General features: G+C 73.4%; 15 protein-coding genes and 1 pseudogene. 9 read left to right on the top strand and 7 right to left on the bottom strand.

Features of this window, described 5'->3' with window-relative positions; genetic code table 11:
• Window positions 1-36 precede the first annotated feature (36 nt).
• From ACZ51S_RS19440 to ACZ51S_RS19425, 4 genes are read left to right on the top strand one after another with little or no spacing between them, the layout of a single operon-like run.
• Complete coding sequence (locus ACZ51S_RS19440; protein ID WP_468961536.1) at window positions 37-1,599, top strand: TIGR02677 family protein; 1,563 nt, start codon at window positions 37-39, stop codon at window positions 1,597-1,599.
• The gene (locus tag ACZ51S_RS19435; RefSeq protein ID WP_468475306.1) at window positions 1,596-2,831 is read left to right on the top strand and encodes a TIGR02678 family protein; all 1,236 of its coding nucleotides are present in this window, start codon (window positions 1,596-1,598) and stop codon (window positions 2,829-2,831) included. Before ACZ51S_RS19440 ends, ACZ51S_RS19435 begins: the two co-directional genes overlap by 4 nt.
• Complete coding sequence (locus tag ACZ51S_RS19430; RefSeq protein WP_468961533.1) at window positions 2,828-6,949, top strand: TIGR02680 family protein; 4,122 nt, start codon at window positions 2,828-2,830, stop codon at window positions 6,947-6,949. The genes ACZ51S_RS19435 and ACZ51S_RS19430 overlap by 4 nt, the downstream gene beginning before the upstream one ends.
• Entirely contained in the window at window positions 6,940-8,193 is a 1,254-nt protein-coding gene (locus ACZ51S_RS19425; protein ID WP_468475308.1) for a TIGR02679 family protein, read from the top strand. The genes ACZ51S_RS19430 and ACZ51S_RS19425 overlap by 10 nt, the downstream gene beginning before the upstream one ends.
• 84 nt (window positions 8,194-8,277) lie before the next feature.
• Here the strand turns inward: ACZ51S_RS19425 and ACZ51S_RS19420 are convergent, their stop codons facing one another.
• From ACZ51S_RS19420 to ACZ51S_RS19390, 7 genes and pseudogenes are all read right to left on the bottom strand, one after another.
• Window positions 8,278-9,069 carry an ABC transporter permease gene (locus tag ACZ51S_RS19420; protein ID WP_468475309.1) on the bottom strand — a complete coding sequence of 264 codons (792 nt, stop codon included), beginning with the start codon at window positions 9,067-9,069 and terminating at the stop codon, window positions 8,278-8,280.
• Entirely contained in the window at window positions 9,066-10,073 is a 1,008-nt protein-coding gene (locus ACZ51S_RS19415; protein ID WP_468475310.1) for an ATP-binding cassette domain-containing protein, read from the bottom strand. The genes ACZ51S_RS19420 and ACZ51S_RS19415 overlap by 4 nt, the downstream gene beginning before the upstream one ends.
• 47 nt (window positions 10,074-10,120) lie before the next feature.
• Complete coding sequence (locus ACZ51S_RS19410) at window positions 10,121-10,966, bottom strand: DUF4097 family beta strand repeat-containing protein (protein ID WP_468475311.1); 846 nt, start codon at window positions 10,964-10,966, stop codon at window positions 10,121-10,123.
• Window positions 10,967-11,054: 88 nt separating this feature from the next.
• Window positions 11,055-11,582: a toxin-antitoxin system HicB family antitoxin gene (locus ACZ51S_RS19405; RefSeq protein WP_468802810.1), complete on the bottom strand. Its 528-nt coding sequence runs from the start codon at window positions 11,580-11,582 to the stop codon at window positions 11,055-11,057.
• A 230-nt stretch (window positions 11,583-11,812) separates the two neighbouring features.
• On the bottom strand, window positions 11,813-13,672 hold the full coding sequence (locus ACZ51S_RS19400) for an APC family permease (protein WP_468475313.1): 1,860 nt from the start codon (window positions 13,670-13,672) through the stop codon (window positions 11,813-11,815).
• Between the two features lie 129 nt (window positions 13,673-13,801).
• The gene (locus tag ACZ51S_RS19395) at window positions 13,802-13,924 is read right to left on the bottom strand and encodes a hypothetical protein (protein ID WP_468802809.1); all 123 of its coding nucleotides are present in this window, start codon (window positions 13,922-13,924) and stop codon (window positions 13,802-13,804) included.
• A gap of 66 nt (window positions 13,925-13,990) precedes the next feature.
• Window positions 13,991-14,134 (bottom strand): annotated as a pseudogene (locus ACZ51S_RS19390) (helix-turn-helix domain-containing protein); the annotation flags it as partial.
• A 28-nt stretch (window positions 14,135-14,162) separates the two neighbouring features.
• On the opposite strand from ACZ51S_RS19390, the gene ACZ51S_RS19385 reads away from it, so the two are divergent.
• The 5 genes from ACZ51S_RS19385 (at window position 14,163) to ACZ51S_RS19365 (ending at window position 21,294) form a co-directional block, all read left to right on the top strand.
• Window positions 14,163-14,630 (top strand): LysR substrate-binding domain-containing protein, encoded by a 468-nt coding sequence (locus ACZ51S_RS19385; protein WP_468802808.1) that lies wholly within the window; start codon window positions 14,163-14,165, stop codon window positions 14,628-14,630.
• A gap of 385 nt (window positions 14,631-15,015) precedes the next feature.
• Window positions 15,016-17,964: an AfsR/SARP family transcriptional regulator gene (locus ACZ51S_RS19380; protein ID WP_468802807.1), complete on the top strand. Its 2,949-nt coding sequence runs from the start codon at window positions 15,016-15,018 to the stop codon at window positions 17,962-17,964.
• Window positions 17,965-18,041: 77 nt separating this feature from the next.
• Window positions 18,042-19,076 carry a 2,3-diaminopropionate biosynthesis protein SbnB gene (gene sbnB, locus ACZ51S_RS19375; RefSeq protein WP_468475316.1) on the top strand — a complete coding sequence of 345 codons (1,035 nt, stop codon included), beginning with the start codon at window positions 18,042-18,044 and terminating at the stop codon, window positions 19,074-19,076.
• An 86-nt stretch (window positions 19,077-19,162) separates the two neighbouring features.
• Window positions 19,163-20,701 carry an anthranilate synthase component I family protein gene (locus ACZ51S_RS19370; RefSeq protein WP_468475317.1) on the top strand — a complete coding sequence of 513 codons (1,539 nt, stop codon included), beginning with the start codon at window positions 19,163-19,165 and terminating at the stop codon, window positions 20,699-20,701.
• Window positions 20,698-21,294, top strand: a complete 597-nt coding sequence (locus ACZ51S_RS19365; protein ID WP_468802806.1) for an anthranilate synthase component II — start codon at window positions 20,698-20,700, stop codon at window positions 21,292-21,294. The genes ACZ51S_RS19370 and ACZ51S_RS19365 overlap by 4 nt, the downstream gene beginning before the upstream one ends.
• The last annotated feature ends 17 nt before the right edge of the window (window positions 21,295-21,311 follow it).

Here is a 21,311-nt window from a genome sequence, read left to right as displayed (position 1 = left end):
TCTGCGATCACGGCTGATGCGCGAGAATGGCCGGCGATGACCGCCACCATCAGCACCCCGCAGCCTCGACCGGACGGGTACGGGCCCTTCGCCCATCTCACCGTCCAGAACACGGCTCTGTACCGTCACGTGATGCGGGTGTTCGTCACGGCCAAGGAGCGGTTCGCGGTGCACCTGCGGCCCGAGGACGTGCACGCCGCCCTGCCGGGCGAGGTGCGGACCGCCGACCTGGATGCCGTGGTGAAGGCGCTGGACAGTCTCGTCGGCTGGGGGAATCTGCGCGCCGATCCCGATACCGCGCGGGTCACCGCCGTCGAGGACTTCTACCGGAAGCGGTTCATCTACCAGCTCACCCGCGCCGGAGAGGCCGCCGAGGAAGCCCTCGGCGTCTACGACGAAGCGCTCGGGCGGCGTGGCGCCCTGCAAGCCGTCGCCCTGCACGACATCGTCACCCAGCTGCGGGCCCTGCTCGTGCTGGCAGCCGAGGAACGGCCGGATCAGGCCAAAACCCACCTGGCGCTTGACACGCTGGCGAGCCGGTTCACCGCTCTTGCCGACAACGCCCGCGCCTTCATGGGGTCCCTGCAACGGACCATCGACCTCCACGACGTCGAGGAAGAAGTCTTCCTCGCCTACAAGGACCGGCTCATCCAGTACCTGGAGAGGTTCATCCAGGACCTGATCACCCTCGGCGGGCGCATCGCCCGGCTCATCCTGGAACTGGAGGAGGGCGGCGGCATCGGGCCGCTGCTGCGGGCTGCCGCACGGCGTGAGGCCGCCGACGCGTCGCCGGAGGAGGCGGGGCAGGCGGAGCGGGAGGCGTACGAGCGGTGGGCGGGGCGCTGGTCCGGGCTCGCCGCGTGGTTCATCAGCCGGGACGGCCGGGAGTCGCAGGCCCGGCTGCTGCGCGGGCGGGCCCTCGGCGCGATCCCGCAGCTCCTGGCCGTCGTACGGTCGCTGAACGAGCGCAGGGCCGGCCGCTCCGACCGGTCCGCCGACTTCCGTACCCTCGCCCGGTGGTTCGCCGAGGCCCCCGACGACGACTCCCGGCACCGGCTGTGGCGCACCGCCTTCGGGCTCTACCCCGCGCGGCACCTCACCGTCGACGCCGAGACCCTGGCCGCCCGCACGGCCCGTCCGGTTCCCGCCGCGACGCCGTGGTCGGAGGCCGAGCCGCTGCGGATCAGCCCCCAGCTGCGCCGTACGGGCAGTTACGAGCGGCGTGGCAAGCCCCGCAAGGTCGAGGACCGGGAGGAGCCGCGCCGCAGGCTCGCCGAGGTGGCCGCCAAGCAGGCCGCCGAGACCGCGGCGGCCCGCGCCCGGCTCGTCACCGGCGGGATCACCCGGCTCTCGGGGCTCGGCGAACTGGATCCCGTGTCCTTCGGGCTCTTCCTCCAGCTGCTGGGCGACGCGCTGGCCACCTGGCGGCCGGGCATGCGGCACACCGTGGCGACCAGCAACGACGGCTCCATGGAGATCCGGCTCAGCGCGCTCGCCGACGGCGGAACCGCGGAGATACGGACCCCTGAGGGTGTCTTCCGCGGTCCCGACCACCTCATCGAGATCCTCGACCTGACGGACGGAGGCGGCGACCGATGAGCACTCCGCTCGCAGAGGTGCTCGACGGACAGCACGCCGCAGACCTCCGCAAGGCGGCCCGCGCCCTGCTCAAGCAGCCCCTCCTGCTCGCCCGCGGCCGGTACGCCGACGAGTTCCGCCTCGTCCGCCGGCACGCCTCCGAGCTCCGCGAATGGTTCGACCGCAACACCGGCTGGGCCCTCCAGACGGATGCCGAGGCCGCCCGCCTGCGCAAGATCCCCGGCGTCCTCACCGACCCCACCCACCCCGCGCGCGAGGCCACCCGCGCCGCCACCCCCTTCACCCGCCGACGCTACGTGCTGCTGTGCCTGGCGCTGGCCGCCCTCGAACGCGGCGAGGGGCAGATCGCCCTCGGCCGCCTCGCCGACCAGGTCGTCCTCGACGCCGCCGACCCCCACCTCGCCCGGGCGGGCATCCAGTTCACCCTGGACCGCCGCGACGAGCGGCTCGACCTCGCCGCCGTCGTACGGCTCCTGCTCAGCCTCGGAGTGCTGCGACGCGTCGCCGGTGACGAGGAGGCGTACGTCAGCGGAGCCGGCGATGTTCTCTACGACGTGGAACGCAGGGTGCTGGCGGGCCTGCTCGCGGCCCGCCGCGGCCCCTCCACCGTGCACGCCGAGACCTTCGGGGACAGGCTGGCCGAACTCGTCGCCGAAACCGCCCTGGACAGCGACGAACTGCGCTTCCGCGCGATGCGGCGCTCGCTGACGCGCAGACTGTTGGACGATCCGGTGCTCTACTACGACGAGCTGAGCGACGCCGAACTCGGTTATCTCACCCGGCAGCGAGGCTTTCTCACCTCCCGCATCACCGAGCTGACCGGACTCGTTCCCGAGGTGCGGGCCGAGGGCATCGCCATGGTGGACCCGGACGACGATCTCACCGACGTCCGGATGCCCGAGCAGGGAACCCACGGCCATGTCACGCTGCTGCTCGCCGAGCACCTGGCCGCGGCGGGAGGCCCGGTCACCGCCGATCAGCTGGCGCTCCGGGTCCGGGAACTCGCCGCCGAGCACGGCGGGTTCTGGGCCAAGTCCGCGCGGGAGCCGGGCATGGAGGCCGAACTCGTCGAGCAGGCCGTCGCCCGGCTCGCCGCCCTCGGCCTGGTCTCCCGCACCGCCCACGGCGTGGCGCCGCGTCCCGCCCTCGCCCGGTACGCGGTCGGCGCGACCGTACTCCTTGAACCGGGCACCGCACGTATGCCCGCGCAGCGAAAGGCCCGCACGCCGTGACCCGCCTCCCCGACCCGCTGCGCTCCCGCTGGCAGCCCCTGCGCATCGGACTCGTCGACCTCTTCCACTACGACGTGGAGGAATTCCACTTCCGGGACGGGCGCCTGCTCCTGCGCGGGAACAACGGCACCGGCAAGTCCAAGGTGCTCGCCCTGACCCTGCCGTTCCTCCTCGACGGGGACCTCGGCTCCCGCCGCGTAGAACCCGACGGCGACCCGGGCAAGAGGATGGAGTGGAACCTCCTCCTCGGCGGCGAGCACCCGCACTCCGAGCGGCTCGGCTACACCTGGATCGAGTTCGGCAGGCTCGACGAGGTCAGCGGCGAAAGGCACTTCCGTACGCTGCTCTGCGGGCTCAAGGCCGTCAGCGGGCGGGGCATCGCCCGGCACTGGTACGCGCTCACCCGCCAGCGTGTCGCCCACGGCCCGGAGGCATCCGCCGAGGGGTCCCTCAGCCTGCTCGACGCCACGGGCACCGCTCTGTCCCGGGACCGGCTCGCGGAGGCCGTCGCCGGGCACGGCATGGTGTACGACCAGGCCAAGACTTACCGCAGGGCCGTCGACGAGGCCCTCTTCGCACTGGGCGAGCAGCGTTACGGCGCCCTGGTCGACCTGCTCATCCAGCTCCGCCAGCCCCAGCTGTCCAAGCGCCCCAACGAGGCCGCACTCTCCCGCGCCCTCACCGAGGCCCTGCCGCCGATGGATCAGGCGGTCATCGCCGATGTGGCCGAGGCCTTCCGCTCTCTGGACGAGGAGAAGGAGGAACTGGCCGCCGCGTCCGCCGCCGAACGGGCCGCCTCCGCCTTCCTGGAGCACTACCGGCGCTACGCCCGTATCGCCACCCGTAGGCGCGCCCGCCTCCCGCGCGGTGAACATTCCCGCTACGAGCACCTCCAGCGGGACCTCGCCGAAGCGCAGGCCCAGCAGACCCGGGCCGAGGAGGAGCGGGCGGAGGCAGAGCAGCGGATCGCCGCTCTGGAAGAGACCCAAGCACGTCTGCGGGCCCAGGACAGCGCCCTGCGCGAGGGCCCCGAGATGCGCAACGCCCGGGAGCTGGAACAGGCGGCGACAGCGGTCGAGCGGACCGCCCACGCCCTGGTCCGGGCCCGCGACGACCGGGATCAGGCCGCAGGTCTGCACACCCGGGCGCTCGGGCGGCTCGGCGCCGCCGAGAACCGGCTGGACGCTGCCGGCCGGCGGGCCGAGGAGACCCTCCGCCAGGCGCAGGAGGTGGCCGGCGCCGCGCGGATCGACCTGCCCGCGGACGACCGGCTGCCCGAGCCCGAACTGCGGCGCGCGGCCCAAGAGTCGACGGACCGCGGCCAGCGCGTGCTCGCCCACGCGGAGGGCCTCTTGGCGGAGGCCGAGCACGCGGTCGAGGGGCGGCGCCGGGCCGCCGTCCGGCTCGACGAGGCGGACACCGACCTGGACCAGACGACGGCGGCACTCGGCCGGGCGGAGGAGGCCGCGGCCCGCGCCGGGCAGGCCCTGCTGGACGACGTACGGGAACACGCACGCACCTGGACCGAACTGGCCTGTCCCGACCCGGCGGGCCTGCTCGACGAGCTCCAGGAGTGGACGCGGCACCTCGACGGGCCCTACCCGGCCCGCGTACACGCGGCGCGCGCCCACAGCGCAGCCTCGGTGCGGCTGGCCGACCGGGCGGCCGGAGCCGCACGCCGGACATCGGAGCTGACGGAGCGCACCGGCCGGGTCCGCGCGGAGCTGACCGCGCTGGAGGCAGGCGGCCGCCGCACCCCCCAGCCCCCGCCCACCCGCACGCCGGGCCTGCGCGAGCAGCTTCCGGGGGCCCCGCTGTGGCGGCTGGTGGACTTCGACGGCGGCCTCCCGGACCGGGAGCGCGCCGGGCTGGAGGCGGCACTGGAAGCGTCCGGGCTGCTCGACGCCTGGATCCTGCCCGACGGCTCGGCCCTGACCGCGGACGGGCACGACGTACTCCTCTCCCCGGCGGCCGGCCCGGTGGCGGGGCCCTCGCTCGGCGGGCTGCTGCGCCCGGCCGTGGACGGCGGCGACGTGCGGGCCTCGGCGGTGGGCGAGGACACGGTGGTGCGGCTGCTCGCCGCCATCGGTGCGGGAGGGGACAGCGGGGCCGCCACCTGGGCGGCGACCGACGGGCGGTTCCGGGTCGGTGCGCTCACCGGCCGCTGGGCCAAGCCCGCCGCCGAATACGTCGGCGAGGGCGCCCGGGAGGCGGCCCGGCGGGCCCGTATCGCGGACCTGAGCGCCGAACTCGACTGGCTTCAGGAGGAGTTGGACGCCACCCTGGCGGATGCGGAGGAGGTGGCCGCGCGTCGCCGTACCCTCGACGGTGAGCTGGCCGCCGTACCCGACGAGAGCCCCCTCACCCGCGCGCATGCCCAGGTGACGGCCGCCGCCGAGGCGGTACGCAGGACCCGGCTGCGGCGCGAGGAACGCGCCGTCGACCTCACCGAGGCGGCCGGGCGGGCAGAGCGGGCCGTGGCCGACCTCGCCGGGACGACGGCCGAACTGGGCCTGCCCGCCGACCGGGAAGGCCTGACCGCCGTACGCCGGGCGCACGGCTCCCTCGCCGTGGCCCTGGCCGCCCTCTGGCCGGCGCTGCGTGAACGCGCCGAGGCGACCCGCCAGGCCGAGGAGGAACGCGCCGAGGCCGTACGGGCGGGCGAGCGGACCGCCGAACTCGCCCTGAGGGCCGAAGAAGCCGGGCGGGAGGCGGCGGCGGCGGACGAGCGGCACACCACACTGCGCTCCACCGTCGGCGCGGCCGTAGCCGAACTTCAGCAACGGCTCACCGAAACGGCCGAAGCCCTGCGCGCCTGCGAGGCCGACCAGAAGGCCACCCGGCAGCGCCATGCCGAGGCCGACCGGGAGGCGAGCAAGGCCGAAGGCCACATCGAGCGGCTCGGGAAGAACCTCGCGGAAGCGGCGCGGACGCGCGCCGAAGCCATCGCGGGGCTGCAACGGTTCACCACCACCGGACTGATCGCGGTCGCCCTGCCCGACCTCCAGGTGCCCGGCGCCGGCGACGGCCCCTGGGCGGCAACGCCCGCCATCGCGCTGGCCCGTGCCATCGAAGCGGGTCTGTCGTCGGCCGATGACTCGGACGGTGCGTGGGAGCGCGTACAGCGCCGTCTGAGCGAGGAACTCAAGACCCTCCAGGACACACTGTCCCGGCACGGCCACACCGCCTCCGCCCGCATGGTGGAGGACGGCATGGTCGTCGACATCGTCTACCAGGGCCGCGAACGGGCCGTCCCCGAACTCGCCGAGGCGCTCGCCGCCGAAGTCGGTGAGCTGACCCGCATCCTGTCCGCCCACGAACGGGAGATCCTCGAAACCCACCTGATCACCGAGGTCGCGGGCACCCTCCAGGAGCTCATCGGGGCCGCCGAGCGTCAGGTGCGTGACATGAACGCCGAGCTGGAGGACCGCCCCACCTCCACGGGCATGAAACTGCGGCTCGTCTGGCGGGCGTCCCGCAAGGCGCCCTCCGGACTCGCCCAGGCCCGAGAGCGCCTGCGCCAGTCCGCCGACGCCTGGACGGCGGAGGACCGTGCCGCCGTCGGCGAGTTCCTCCAGGCCCAGATCGCCCGGCAGCAGACCGACGACACCTCCGGCAGCTGGCTCGAATACCTCACAGCCGCGCTCGACTACCGGTCCTGGCACGAATTCGGAGTCGAGCGGCACCAGCACGGCCGCTGGGTCCCGGCCACCGGCCCGGCCTCGGGCGGCGAGCGAGTCCTCGCCGTGTCCGTGCCGCTGTTCGCCGCGGCCTCCTCGCACTACGCGAGCGCGGGCAGTCCGTACGCGCCCCGCCTGGTCACCCTCGACGAGGCGTTCGCGGGCGTCGACGACGACTCGCGGGCCAAGTGCCTGGGTCTCCTCCAGGCCTTCGACCTGGACGTCGTCATGACCAGCGAGCGCGAATGGGCCTGCTATCCCCAAGTCCCCGGCATCGCCATCGCCCAGCTGTCACGGATCGACGAGGTGGCGGCGGTACTCGTCACCCGCTGGGAATGGGACGGCACGCGGCGATTCCGCCGCGAGGACCCGGTGCGGCCGCCGGATCTCGTGGACGCGGCGGCGGAGGCGTCCGGGCCGGAGCCGCTGTGGAGCTGACGCCGGCCGCCGCGCCCGTCGACCACGCCAGGCTGCGCCGCCTGCTGGGAGACCCCGGCCTGTCATGGTTGGTCGACCGTGCGCGCCGGCGCCTGGAGCGGGAACAGCCTCTCACCGGTCCGGTTTCCCTCGGCGCGCCCACCGCGTCCCAGAGGGCGTCGGCCGAGCGGCTCCTTGGCCGCTCTCCCGGCAGCGGGCGTTCCCTGAGCGTCCGGCTCGACGAGGTGGACGCCGTCCTGCGCCGCAGCGGTATCAGCCCCGGCGGCCTGGCCCCGGCGGTGGTGGTCCTCACCGGGCCGATCGTCCTCCTCGGCCCGGCCCGTGAGGCGCGGGAGCGGGCCTGGCAGGAGGCGTACGCCCCGATCGACGCGCTCGCGGACCGGGTTCCGGCGCTCGCCGCCTGGGCGGCCCGGCTCCGGGGCGACGGCCTCGTACGGCGCCTCGCCGGCAGTCCCGCCGCAGCGCGTGCCCTCCTCGGCCAGGCCGCCGTCGCCCTCGGCTCCCTTCCCGTGGACCCGCCCTCGTCGCTCCCCGCCTTCGCGGCCCGGCGGCTCGGCAGTGCCCACGCCCTGGACGACGGCGCACCGTTGGCGACGATCACCCTGTCGGGCATCCGGGCGCTGACGGGATTCCCCGACGGGACGGGTGCCGCATGGCGTCGGGAGGCGTGGGCGTCGGCGGGTCTCCTGCGCGACGAGTTGTCCTCGACGGTCCTCACCCTGAACCTGAGGGGCACGCCCGCGCTGGACTGGATGGCCGACGCGGGCGAACCGTCCGTGCTGACCCTGCGTCAGCTGATCCGCAGGCCGCCCGCCCCGCCCGCCCCGCCCGCCCCGGCCGTTCGGATTTGCGAGAACCCGGCGGTACTCGCTGCGGCCGCTGAAGCGTACGGCCCGCACTCCGCGCCACTGGTGTGTCTGCAGGGGCAGCCGTCCGCTGCCGCTCTCGTCCTCCTGCGCCACCTGCACGAAGGCGGGGCGGCGCTCCACTACCACGGAGACTTCGACTGGGGCGGCCTGCGCATCGCCTCGGCCCTGCTGCGCCGCGTTCCGTGGCGGCCGTGGCGTTACACGGCAGCCGACTACCGCGCCGCAGCGATGGCGGGTCCTGACCGCCTGCCGCCACTCGCCGGACCGCCGGCCGAGGCTCCCTGGGAACCGGCTCTGCGGGAGGCCCTCTTGGAGCTGGGAGTCCGCGTCGAGGAGGAGACGGTACTCGACGTGCTGCTCTCCGACCTCGCGTGAGGGCAGTGGGGCCGAGAACGCCCGCGGGCGGCGGACGCCGACCTGGGGTCGGGGTACGCCGCCTCGGGGCGGACCGGCTCGGGGTTACCTCGGGTCGCGGTTGAACTTTGACGTCGACCAGCGGTAGCCGAGCACCGTGAGGGCCAGGCACCAGGCGAGGGCGAGCCAGCCGTTGTTGCCGATCTCGCTGCCGAGCAGCAGTCCGCGCAGGGTTTCGATGGCCGGGGTGAACGGCTGGTACTCGGCGACCGGCTGGAACCAGCCCGGCATGGCGTCGACCGGGACGAAGGCGCTGGACAGGAGGGGCAGGAGGATCATCGGCAGGGCGTTGTTGCTGGCGGCCTCGGCGTTCGGGCTGATCAGACCCATGCCGACCGCGATCCAGGTGAGGGCCAGGGCGAAGGCGGCGAGCAGCCCGAACGCCGCGAGCCACTCCAGGGCGGTGGCGTCGGTGGACCGGAAGCCGATGGCCGCGGCGACGGCGCCGACGAGGACCACGCTCGCGATCGCTTGCAGCACGCTGCCGACGACGTGTCCGACGAGCACCGAGCCGCGGTGGATCGCCATGGTGCGGAAGCGGGCGATGATGCCCTCGGTCATGTCGTTGGAGACGGACACCGCTGTCCCCACCACGGTGCCGCCGATGGTCATCAGCAGGATGCCGGGGACGAGGTACGCGATGTACTCGGAGCGGTCCGCGCCGCCGCCGCCGATGCCCGCACTCATGACGTCGCCGAAGACGTAGACGAAGAGCAGCAGCAGCATGACCGGTGTGAGCAGCAGGTTCAGCGTCAGGGACGGGTAGCGCCGGGCGTGCAGGAGGTTGCGGCGCAGCATGGTGGACGAGTCGCGCACGGCGAGGGAGAGGGAGCTCATCGGCCGGATTCCTTCGGCTGGTCGGGAACGCGGGTGCCGCCGGTCAGGGCGAAGAACACGTCGTCGAGGTCGGGGGTGTGCACGGTCAGTTCGTCGGCCTCGACGCCGGCCGCGTCCAGCCAGTCGAGGATGGAGCGCAGCTCGCGCTGGCTGCCGCCGCTGGGGATCTGCAGGGCGAGGGATTCGTCGTCCGGAGTGGCTCCCCGCAGGGCGAGGGCGGCGGACCGGTACGCGGCCGGGTCGGTGAAGCGCAGGCGGACGTGCCCGCCGGGGACGAGCCGCTTGAGCTCCTCGGCGGTGCCCTCGGCGGCGATCTTCCCGTCGTTGAGGACCGCGATGCGGTCGGCGAGTTCGTCCGCCTCCTCCAGGTACTGCGTGGTGAGGAAGACGGTGACGCCGCCGTTGACGAGTTCGCGGATGATGCGCCACATGTTGTGGCGGGAGCGCGGGTCGAGGCCGGTGGTCGGCTCGTCGAGGAAGATGATCCTGGGCCCGCCGACCAGCGTCATGGCGATGTCCAGGCGGCGCTTCATGCCGCCGGAGTAGGTGGAGGCGGGCTTCTTGGCGGCGTCGGTGAGGTCGAAGCGCTCCAGCAGCTCGGCGGCGAGGCGCTTGCCCTCGCCGCGGGAGAGGTGGTGCAGGTCCGCCATGAGGAGCATGTTCTCCTCGCCGGTGATCAGCCCGTCGACGGCGGAGAACTGCCCGGTGACGCCGATCGCCGCGCGTACCGCCTGCGGGTCGGTGGCCAGGTCGTGGCCGGCGATGCGGATGTCGCCGGAGCCGGCGCCGGGGGAGACGAGGGTGGAGAGGATCTTGACGGCCGTGGTCTTGCCGGCGCCGTTCGGGCCGAGCAGGGCGAAGACGGTGCCTGCCGGGATGTGGAGGTCGATCCCGTCGAGGACGAGCTTGTCGCCGTAGGACTTTCGCAGGTTCGAGGCCCGGACGGCGGCGGGCGGCTCCTGGCCGTGGTGTCGATTAGTCGTGGACATGACAGAACTCGGCATGTGGTCCTCCCTTTCGGAGGCTGGAGTGACGGGGGACGGGCCGGTGCTCAGCCCCGGGCGCGCACGATGTCGACGTTGCCGTGCCGGGTGCGGACGAGGACCCTGACGGTGTCCTCGGCCTCTCCCGGGGCCTGCGACGCGGTGAGCGCGTTGCGCACCTGGCCGACGCCCGCGTTGATGTCGAGCCAGGCCGCCGTACCCTCGCGGACGCCGACCTCGACGGCGCCGTACGAGGTCTCCAGCTGGACGGTGCCACGGGCCACGTCCCCCACGCGCAGGGTGCCGTGGGCGGTGGTCGCGGTGACCGAGTCCTCGGCGCGCTGGATCGCGATGTCGCCGTTCGCGCCGCTCACCCGCAGCTCCCCGGTCGCGGCGCCCACGGTCGTGGTGCCGTGCGAGTTCTTCAGGACCGCGGGGCCGTCGAGCAGGCCGATGCGCAGACTGCCGGAGCTGGTGGTGATCTCGGCCGCGCCCTCGACCCGGTCCACGGTGATCGAGCCGTGCGACGCGGTCAGGTGGAGCGGGCCGGTCGCGTCGAGGCGGACGTCGCCGGACGAGGTCTTCACGCGGACCTCGCCGAGCCGGCCCTCGCCGAGCACCTGGGTCCAGGCGCCGGTCATGTCGATGTCCGAGCCCGTGGGCAGTGCGACCGTCACGTCGACGATGCCGGTGCGGCCGAACATGTTCGACTTGGGCGTCCTGACGGTCAGTGCGCCGCCGGCGTACGTGACCTCCGTCTGGGCGGCCGTCCGCACGTCCAGGTCCTTCTTCGGGTCGCGGGGCCGTACGTCGACGACGGTGTCGGGGCGGTCGTCGCCGGCCGTGAACTGGATGGAACCGGCCTCCACGCGTGCGGTGACCGAGATCGGTTCGGGAGTGTCGAAAGAAGGCATGGCTGTCCCGTCCTCTTGGGTCTTCGGGTCGTCCCCACTGGTGGGACGTGGTGTGGGTGAAGTCGTGCGGGTGGGGAGGGGGGCGAAGTCAGCGCACCCAGCCCGTGAAGTTCTGTCCGATGGTCCGGGCCTTCTCCGCCGGCCTGGGCTGGGCGCCGCCGCCACCTCCGCCGACCGCGGTCGACACGGCCCGGACCAGCCACGCGTTGACCGACAGGCCCTCGCGGCTCGCGGCCTCCTCGGCGCGCGCCTTGAGGTGGGCCGGCAGGCGCAGGTTGACGCGGGCGGTGCCGCCCTCGTCGCCGTCGGCCGGGGCCTCGGCCCTGAACGCTTCGACGGGCGCGGCCGGCTCCGCGGGGGCGCCGCGGTCGGCGGGCGGCAGCGACACCACGAAGTCGGGGTTCAGCCCGCGCAGCCGTACGTCGACCGATCCGGGGGCGATGTCACGGGTGATCTCGTCCATCGCGGCGGAGAGCACGTGGAGCATGGTCAGCCGGGTCGCCGACTCCAGGGGAGCGGTGAGCCGCTCGGCCAGCTCGCGGGCGTCTTCGCCGCCGGCTTCGGCGGCCACCGCGAGCTCGCGGCGAAGGGTGTCGACATACGGCGTGAGGTCCATGACGTCATCATGGCATCACTTTGGTGCCACGCGCAAGCCTTGGTGGTGCCATAGGGCGATGCGGGCGCGAGGGGGTCGCTCTGACCTGCGGAAATGTATGTCTGATGTGCTGAGCGGTGGTGGTGTCACGCGAGCCGGGGCCTGCGGGATGGCGTTGTGTGGCGCCGGGTGGTGCCAAATGGTGCCACCTGGTGCCATGGGTCGGCGCGGCCAGGACGCCGTCAGCGCCGCTACCCCGAGACCCGGAACCGGAGCCGGCAGATCACCGCATCGGTGTCCCGGCGTACGGCGTGGGCGAGGACCGCGCCCCGCTGGTTCTGCAGGAGCCGCTGCCAGAGGCGGGCGGGTTCGGTCTCCGGGATGAGGACGGTGACCTGGGTGCCGGGCCGGGACCGGGAGAGGGCGTTGACGTATGCGGACACCGGCCTGCCCAGCGAGCGGGTCGGGGAGGCGATGTCGATGAGCTCGACGCCGGGGTTCCACAGCTCCCAGTCACGCCGCAGCGCTTCGGCCGCGGCCCGGTCCTCGGACGCCGGGTGCGTGACCGTGACGGCGCGTACCTCGTCGCCGAGGGAGCGGGCGGCGGTGAGCGCCTGACAGGTCAGTCGGGACAGGCCCGAGACCGGAACGACGACCAGCGAGCGCGTGCGGCGCGGCGGCTGCGGGATGCGTCCGATTTCCAGGCGGGCGCCGATGCCGTCGTAGGCGCGGCGGACCCGCCCCATGGCCCACACCAGCAACGGCAGCGCGAGGACGATCAGCCAGGCGCCCTCGGTGAATTTGGTGGCGGTCACCACGACCGCGGAAACGCCGGTCAGCAGCGCGCCGAAGCCGTTGAGCGCGGCCTTCGTCCCCCACCCCCGCGGCTGCTCCGCGTACCAGTGCCGCACCATGCCCACCTGGCAGATGGTGAAGCCGGCGAACACGCCGATGGCGAACAGCGGGACCAGGGCGTTGGTGTCGCCGCCGGACAGGACCAGCAGGACGGCGGAGACGAGCGCCAGCCAGACCACACCGTGCCGGTGGACCTGCCGGTCCGCCTTCAGCGCGAAGACGTGCGGCAGGTGGTTGTCACGGGCCAGCAGGCTCATCAGCACCGGGAGCCCGCCGAAGGAGGTGTTCGCGGCGAGCGCCAGCAGCGTCATGGTGGCGAACTGGACGACGTAGAAAGCGGCGTTGTGGCCGAAGGAGGCGTCCGCCAGCTGGGCCAGGACGGTGACCCCCTCGACCGGCTGGAGGTGGAAGCGGCCGATCAGCACCGACAGGCCGATCAGCATGACGCCGAGCAGGGCGCCCAGGGCCACCTCGGTGCGCTGGGCGCGGCGGACGGCCGGGGCGCGGAAGGAGGGCACGGCGTTCGCGACCGCCTCGACGCCCGTGAGGGCGGAGCAGCCGGCGGCGAACGCCTTCAGGAGCAGCAGGGCGCCAACGGCGGTGGCGCCCTCGCCGAGCGCGCCGGCGTGCCCGGCGGCGGACGCGGTGCTGACCGGGGCGTCCCGGAACAGTCCCGCGGCGATCATCGTCAGGACGGCGCCGACGAACAGGGCGGTGGGCACCAGGAACGCCTTGGCGGAGTCCACGACCCCACGCAGGTTCACGGCCGTGACCAGGGCCAGGACGCACAGGCAGATCCACACCCGCTCGCCGTACAGCTCGGGGAAGGCCGAGGTCAGCGCGGCGACACCGGCGGTGACGGAGACGGCCACGTTGAGCACGTAGTCGAGGATCAGCGACGCCGCCGCCACGAGGCTCGTCCGCCGCCCGAGGTGCCGCTTGGCGACGGCGTAGGAGCCGCCGCCGTCCGGGAAGGCCGCGATGACCTGGCGGTACGAGGCCACCAGTACGGCCAGCAGGGCCGCGAGGGCCACGGTGACGGGCAGGGTGAGGCCCAGGCCGTGGGCTCCGGCCGCGGCCAGGACCAGCACGACCGACTCCGGGCCGTAGGCCACCGAGGCCATGGCGTCCAGGGACAGCCCGGCCAGGCCTTGGGTGGCGGTGAGGCGGTGCCGGTCGGCGGCCTGTCCGCCGGTATCGGGGGGCTCCGCCGCGGTGTCGCCCGCCGCGTCGGGCTCGTGGGTGTGCGTGGCCATGGTGCCGTTCCTCCGAGTGGACGAAGTGAGGACAGCGTCCATGCGGCGCCCCCGGGCCACCAGCGCCCTTGACGGCCTCCATGCGCGTACGGGGCGACTGTTCACGCGCTCCATACGCGAGGCCCGTCCTCAGGGCGTCCGGGAGGTGGTCAGGGCCTGGGTGAGGCGGGCGGAGTCGGTGCGCTGGCGGGGGGTCAGTGTGGCGTAGAGGGGTGCCCGCATCTCGTCGGTGCGCCGCTCGGCGTGCCGCATGAGGGGGGAGCTGGTCCGCGGTCGCGGCGGGAGGGCGCTGCAGGCCGTAGCGGGTTGCCCGTTCGACGCCAGGTTGACGACCGCGGCCGTACGGGCGCTCAGCCCGGACAGGCGCACCGCCGCCAGGTGGCAGGCGCCGCGGTGTTCCCGCAGGACGTGTACGCGCCGCGCGGCAGCGCCCGCCGGGTCGTCGGCGGGGCAGGGCCGCGCGCGCCAGCCGCTGTGTCAGGTGGTTGAAGTGCTCCACGCCGACGTCGGCCGGGGTGTGGGCGCGGCCCCGCGTCCGGACGGCCTCGTCGTCACCGCGGCGGACGGGGCGGGCGAAGGGCCCGTCGCCCTGCGGGAGCCGGCCACGCACGATCTGGCCGTCCCGCCGCCGTCCACGGACTGCGGGCAGGCCATCCCGGGCGCCTGCCGACAGGCCGTTTTCACGCCCACGCCCACGCCCCGCTACGCGACCGCGGACATCGCCGCCCAGCCGGCCCTGGCGCGGGCCGGGCTCGCCACCGCGCTCGTCCCCCGGACGGCCATTGACCCGTCCGCGCCCGGTATCCGCGCGGTGGCCGTCGCGGACGTCCCGATCCTGCGCCTCCTGTTCGCCGCAACGCGTCGCACGGGGACCGCGAACCCGACGACCACGGCCGTCGTCTTCGCGCTCCGGACCGCCGCGCGAGAGGTCCGTGCCGCCCGTCTGTCGGCCGACTGATGTGACGTCACGAGCCGTCTGGGCCAGGCTGGTTGGCGGTGCGACGTCGCGGTTCCCCGGAGCCGGCACCGGTCGCGGGGGAGTCGGCGGGGTGGCGGCGGGGTGGCCTTGAGGGGGTGTGAACGGGACCTTCCCGTTCCCCTAGTTTGGCTGGATGTCGCCCCCACGGCATCCGGTCACAGGAGGCCGTGATTCCGATTGATTCCGGCCAATCGCGAGATGATCAATCAGCTTTCGGTCATGGTGCCCCGGCAGTCACACGCCTTGTGTCCTGACCCTTTTCTGTCAGCGGCAGACAGGTAGGGTGATCACGCCGCCGGGCCCGGCGGTGACGGGGGGAGAGACATTGGGCGAGCCACTCAGATTCGGAATTCTCGGACCACTCATGGTGATGGCGGGAGAACGGACGGTTCAGGTAGGAGGTGCCCGGCAACGCACGATTCTGGCCCTTCTGCTCCTGAGTCCAGGGCGAATCGTTCCGGTTGACACCCTCGTGGACGTGGTCTGGAACGGTCGTCCGCCAGCCACCGCCCGGACCCAGGTCGCCATCGTGATCGCGGCCCTGCGCAAGGCCATCAAGAGCGAGGGTGTGGCCGAGGACGTCATCGTCACGTCGCACCCCGGTTACCTGCTGCGCCTCGACGGCCACGTGCTCGACACCGTCACCTTCACCGAGCTCGTCGCCGAGGCCGAGAAGGCGGTACGGACCCACCGCCCGGCCGACGCGGCGCGCTGCTACGCCGAGGCGCTCGCGCTGTGGCGCGGACCCGCGCTCGCCGGGGTCACCGGTCAGCTCGTCGAGGACGAGGCGGCCCGCTGGGAAGAGGTGCGGATCAACGCCTACGAGGCGATGACGGGCGTGCTGCTGGAACTGGGGCGCCATCAGCTGCTGCTGCCCGAACTGGCCGCCGCCGTAAGGGAACACCCGCTGCGCGAACGCACCCGGTACCACCTGATCCTCGCCCAGTACCGTTCCGGACGGCGGGCCGAGGCGATGGAGAGCTTCCGCGAGGCGCGCCGCCAGTTCATCGACGAGCTCGGCATGGACCCCGGCCCCGAACTCCAGGAGCTGCACGACGCGATCCTGCGGGACGACCCGTCGCTGGCCTTCGAGTCGCTGGATGCTGCGGCCGACGCCGCCGACGCCTTAGCCGCACGCGGGCGCGTCGTTCCCTCCGAACTGCCGCCCGACGTACCGGGGTTCGCTGGACGGGGCGCCGAATTCACCGCTCTTGACTCGCTGGTGGACGGCCAGGGCGAGGGCAGCCGCGCATCCACCGTCGGGCTGATCACCGGCGTCGCGGGAGTGGGCAAGACCGGCCTCGCGGTCCGCTGGGCGCACCGTGTTACCGAACAGTACCCGGACGGGCGGCTCTTCGCGGACCTCCGCGGCTATGACGAGCACCACGCACCGACCACCGCCGGGGACATACTGAGCCGCTTCCTGCGCTCGCTCGGCGTGGACAGCGACGACGTGCCCAACGGCCTGGAGGACCGGATCGCGCTCTACCGCAGCGTGCTCGCGGAACGCCGGGTTCTGATCGTGCTGGACAACGTGCGCACCTTCGCGCAGATCCGCCCGCTGCTGCCCGGCAGCGGCGGCAGCACCGTGCTCGTCACCAGCCGGGAGCAGCTGGAGCAGCTGGTGACCTGGCCGCAGCGGGGCCGCGTGCACCTGGGCGTGCTGCCCGAGGGCGACGCGGTCGAGCTGCTCGGCCGGATCGTCGGCGAGGGCCGGATACAGGCCGCTCCCGAGGACGCCGCGCGCCTGGTCGAGCTGTGCGACCGGCTGCCGCTGGCGCTGCGCATCGCCGCGGCCCGGCTGGCGTCGAAGCCGCACTGGACGGTGCGCCACCTGGTGACCCGGCTCAGCGACGGGCGCCGCCGGCTGGACGAGCTCAGCCAGGGCGAGTCCCAGGTCCGGGCCAGCTTCGAGCTGAGCTACCGGTACCTGCACAAGGACGCGGCCCGGCTGTACCGGCTCCTCGGGCTGCTCGGCGTACCCGACTTCACCGCGTGGGTGGGTGCCGCGCTGCTGGACGGGGACGTCCTGGACGCGGAGCGGCTGATAGAGCACCTGGTGGACGCGCAGTTCCTGGAGGTCGTCGGCGTCGACGCCACCGGACAGCTGCGCTACCGCTTCCAGAACCTGATGCGGCTGTACGCGGAGGAGCTGGCCCGGGAGGAGGAGAGCGAGGAGGAGCGGCTGGCGGCGTGCGACCGGGTGTTCCGGACGTGCCTGACCATCGCGGAAGAGGCGCACCGGCGCGAAAGGGGCAGCGGCGGCATCGCGGACTGCGAGACGCCGCGCCGGGAGATCGACTCCGTGCTGCTGGAGGAGCTGCTGGTGGCTCCGCTGGAGTGGTTCGAGGCCGAACGGCTCTCCCTGGTCACCGTCGTCGAGCAGACGGCCGCCCTGGGCATGGACGACCTGGCGTGGGGCCTGGTCATCGCCATGGAGGTGCTCTTCTCGTCGCGCAACTACCTGGAGGACTGGCGCCATTGCAGCGAACACGCCCTCCGGGCGGCGCGCGGCGCGGGCAACCTGCGCGGACAGGCGGCCATGGAGCGCAAGCTGGGCCTGGTCGAACTGCGGCTCCGCAGACTGGCCGAGTCGACCGCGCGGCAGGAGGCCGCGCTCGCGCTCTACACGGAGGCCGGCGACTCGCTCGGGCGCGCGCTGGTGCTGAGCGGCCTCGCGTTCATCGACCGGATCCGGGGAGAACTCGATCAGGGCATGGAGCGGCTGCGGGAGGCACTGCCCGTGTTCCGGGAGGCGGGCGACCGGTACTCCGAGGCGTACGCGTTGCAGAACATGGCGCAGTTCGCCCTCGACCAGGGGCGGCCCGAGGCCGCCGCCGATCTCAGCCGCGAGGCGCTGAGCGTGTGCGAGAGCAGCAAGGGCGACGAGCACGGCCTCGCGCTGGCCGTGCACCGCCTCGCCAGCGCGCACCTCGCACTGGGGCAGCTGGAGGAGGCCGAGGGAGAATTCACCCGGGTCGTGGAGATCGTGCGCGGGAGGTCCGATCTGCTCGGCCTCGCCCACGCGCTCCTGGGACTCGCCGAGACCCGGCTCCAGACCGGCGCCGCGGAGGCGGCCGAGCGGACCTTCCTGGAGGCCCTGGACGCGGCCCGGCGGACCCGGAGCCCGATGATCGAGGGCCAGATCAGGCTCGCGCTGGGCCGGGCGTACGGCGAGCGGGGCGACGGCGACGCGGGCCGGGCGCACCTCGCCGAATCGCTCGCCATCTTCCAGCGCATCGGCTCCCCGCCCTGGGAGGGGAAGGCGGCCGCCGCTCTGGAACGGCTGCGGGAGGTGTCGCGGAAGGCGTAACCGGTCAATAACCCGGCGATAAAGCGGCTCCCTAGCGTCATCGCAGACGAGAAAACTGCCGAGCTGTGGAGTCTGCGATGTCACGTACGACCGGCGCGCCCTCTTTCGCCGTGATCCCCGGCGCCCAGGTGCACGAAGTCCTGGACGGCCGTGCGCCCGAGGTGGTCGGATTGATCGAATCCGCATATCGGGTGCACGGCGAGGGCGGCACGGTCAATCCGCCGTCCTATTTCCTGCGTTTTCCCGACCGGCCCACGTCGCGGATCATCGCGCTGCCGGCTTCGATCGGGGGAGCGGCCCCGGTCGACGGAGTGAAGTGGATTTCCAGCTTCCCCGAAAATGTGGCGGCCGGAATTCCGCGTGCCTCCGCCGTGCTGATCCTCAACGATCCCGAGACCGGATATCCGCTCGCCTGCCTGGAATCCTCGATCATCAGCGCGGCCCGCACCGCCGCCTCCGCCGCGCTGGCGGCCGACCGGCTCAGCCCGGCGGGCCGCCGGCCGCGCCGGATCGGCTTCTTCGGCGTCGGCCTGATCGCCCGCTTCATCCACCAGTACCTGGCGGGCACGGGCTGGGAGTTCGACGAGATCGGCGTGCACGACCTGTCCGCCGAGCACGCCGACGGCTTCGCCGGCTACCTGACCCGCTCCGGGGAGCAGGGCCCCGTCACCGTCCACGACAGCGCCGAGAAGCTGATCCGCGGCAGCGACCTGGTGGTCTTCGCGACCGTCGCCGGCACCCCGCACGTGACCGAGCCCGACTGGTTCGGCCACAACCCGCTGGTGCTGCACGTCTCGCTGCGCGACCTGTCGCCCGAGGTGATCCTCTCCGGCTTCAACGTCGTCGACGACATCGAGCACTGCCTCAAGGCGGACACCTCCCCCCACCTGGCCGAACAGCTCACCGGCAGCCGCGGCTTCGTCGACGGCACCCTCTACGACGTGCTGTCCGGACAGCTTCCCGTCCCCGAGGACAAGCCCGTCTTCTTCTCGCCCTTCGGGCTGGGCGTCCTCGACCTCGCGGTCGGCCGGCACGTCTACGACGCCCTGTGCGAGCGCGGTGACCTGTCGGTCGTGGAGGACTTCTTCCACGAGATGCGCCGCTACGGCTGAGCCCCGTACCCCCCCACCTTGGCGCCGTCCGCACGGCGCGAACCGGCCGTCCGCACGGCCCCGAGCCATCCGAGGAAAGTGATTCAGTGACCACACTGCTCGACACCGCCACTCGGGCGCCGGCCGCACCCGGCCGGCGCCCCCTCCCCGTCCGGGTCGAGGAGACCGTCCTGGACCCGCACCCCCCGATCGAGCTGTACGAGGCCCTGCGGGCGCGGTTCGGGGAGGACGTGTTCCTCCTGGAGTCGCTGGAGAGCCCCGAGTTCGACGGGAACTCCGCCGTCGTCGGCTTCGGCCGCCTCGCCGAGCTGCGCATCCGCGCCGGGCGGATCTCCGCCGCCGGCGTGCCGGCCGTACTGGCCGAGCTGTCCCGCGTCGCCGACGGACTGGGTCTGGCCGCCGGCCCCGGCGGCGACCGGATCTTCGAACGCCCCGGCCAGGTGTGGGACGTCCTGCGGGCGGTGCAGGCCCGCTTCGACGTCGACAGCCCCCGCCCCGAGTACGCCTTCGGCTTCCTCGCCACCATCGGCTACGGCGCCGCCTGGTACATGGAGGACCTGCCCGTCCGGGAGCACACCGACGAGGGGGCGCCCGACCTGGTCCTGACCCTGTTCCAGGACACCGTCTGGTACGACCTGGACGCCGGCACGGCCGTCCGCCTCGCGGCCCGCAGCGAGGCCTTCGGCCCGGACGGCGGCCCCGCCGCCCGTACCGACCTGGCCGGCATCGTCGAGCGGCTGACCGCCGGGATGGCCGAGCCCGCAGGGCGCGTCCCGGCCGCCCCCGCGCCCCGCGCCGTCCGCGACAGCACCGACGAGGGAGCCTTCCTCGCCAACGTGGAACGCTGCCTGCGGCACATCGGCGTCGGCGACATCTACCAGATCCAGATCGGCCACCGCATCGAGGTCGACACGGACCTGACCCCGCTCGACGTCTACCGGCGGCTGCGCGGACGCAACCCGTCCCCGTACATGTACCTCGTCCCCCGGGACGGCTCCACGCTGATCGGCGCCAGCCCCGAGGTGCTCTTCCGCACCGAGGGCGACCGCATCGTGATGCGCCCCATCGCCGGCACCACCCCGCGCAGCGGCGACCCCGCCGTGGACGGGCCGCGCGTCGAGGCCCTGCTCGCCAGCGAGAAGGAGCAGGCCGAGCACGTGATGCTGGTCGACCTGTGCCGCAACGACATCGGCCGGGTCTGCCTGCCCACCACACTCGAAGCCACCCAGCTGATGACGGTCGAGACCTTCAGCCACGTCTTCCACCTGGTCTCCACCGTCGAGGGGAGCCTCGCCCCCGGTGAGGACACCTGGTCCTCGCTGGCCGCGACCTTCCCGGCCGGGACGGTCACCGGCGCCCCCAAGATCCGCGCCATGGAGATCATCTCCGAACTGGAGTGCGAACCGCGCGACATGTACGCCGGTGCCGTCGGCCTGGTCGACCTGCGCGGCTGGTCCCGCCTCGCACTGTGCATCCGTACGGTCACCCACGACGGAACGGCCTACTCCACCCAGAGCTGCGCCGGCATCGTCGCCGACTCCTCGCCCGCCGCCGAGTGGCGCGAGACCCTGCACAAGATGGGAGCGGCCTACTGGGCGCTCACCGGTGAGGAGCTGCTTCCGTGAAGGTCCTGCTCGTCGACGCCTACGACAGCTTCACCCACATCATCGACCAGTACCTGCGCACCCTCGGCGCGGACACCGAGGTCGTCCGCTCCCGCACGGAGAGCCCCGACGCGCTCGCCGCCCGGCTGCCGGACGCGGTGGTCCTCGGCCCCGGGCCGGGCCACCCCGCCGAGTCGGGGCACGTCGAGCTGGTGCACCGCTTCGCCGGACGGGTGCCCCTGCTGGGCATCTGCCTGGGCCACCAGGCCATCGGCCTGGCGTACGGGGGCCGCGTACAGGTGGCCGAACGGCTCAAGCACGGCAAGACCAGCGAGGTCGCCCACGACGGAGCCGGCGTCTTCGCGGGGCTCGGCGCGACCATGACCGCCACCCGCTACCACTCCCTGATCGTCGCCGAACCCATGCCGCAGGAGCTGCTCGCCACCGCGCACGCCGTCGACGACGGCTACGTGATGGGCCTGCGCCACCGCACCCTCGCCGTGGAAGGGGTGCAGTTCCACCCCGAGTCCATCACCACGGTCGGCGGCATGCGCCTCCTGCGCAACTTCCTCACCACCGCACGGACCCGGCCCGCGGACACCCTCGCCGGGTGACGAAGGAGCAACGAAGG

The sequence above is a fragment of the Streptomyces sp. NPDC034043 genome (genome assembly GCF_055575675.1).
The sequence above is the reverse complement of the archived record's forward strand: the minus strand, read 5'-3'. Positions and strand labels throughout refer to the sequence as shown.

Coding starts and splice junctions, on each gene's coding strand:
- ACZ51S_RS19435 (WP_468475306.1), top strand. CDS start 1,596: ATGAGCACTCCGCTCGCAGAGGTGCTCGACGGACAGCACGCCGCAGAC.
- ACZ51S_RS19400 (WP_468475313.1), bottom strand. CDS start 13,672: ATGGCCACGCACACCCACGAGCCCGACGCGGCGGGCGACACCGCGGCG.
- ACZ51S_RS19420 (WP_468475309.1), bottom strand. CDS start 9,069: ATGAGCTCCCTCTCCCTCGCCGTGCGCGACTCGTCCACCATGCTGCGC.
- ACZ51S_RS19395 (WP_468802809.1), bottom strand. CDS start 13,924: ATGCGGCACGCCGAGCGGCGCACCGACGAGATGCGGGCACCCCTCTAC.
- ACZ51S_RS19405 (WP_468802810.1), bottom strand. CDS start 11,582: ATGGACCTCACGCCGTATGTCGACACCCTTCGCCGCGAGCTCGCGGTG.
- ACZ51S_RS19410 (WP_468475311.1), bottom strand. CDS start 10,966: ATGCCTTCTTTCGACACTCCCGAACCGATCTCGGTCACCGCACGCGTG.
- ACZ51S_RS19440 (WP_468961536.1), top strand. CDS start 37: ATGACCGCCACCATCAGCACCCCGCAGCCTCGACCGGACGGGTACGGG.
- ACZ51S_RS19415 (WP_468475310.1), bottom strand. CDS start 10,073: ATGCCGAGTTCTGTCATGTCCACGACTAATCGACACCACGGCCAGGAG.
- sbnB (WP_468475316.1), top strand. CDS start 18,042: ATGTCACGTACGACCGGCGCGCCCTCTTTCGCCGTGATCCCCGGCGCC.
- ACZ51S_RS19380 (WP_468802807.1), top strand. CDS start 15,016: ATGGTGATGGCGGGAGAACGGACGGTTCAGGTAGGAGGTGCCCGGCAA.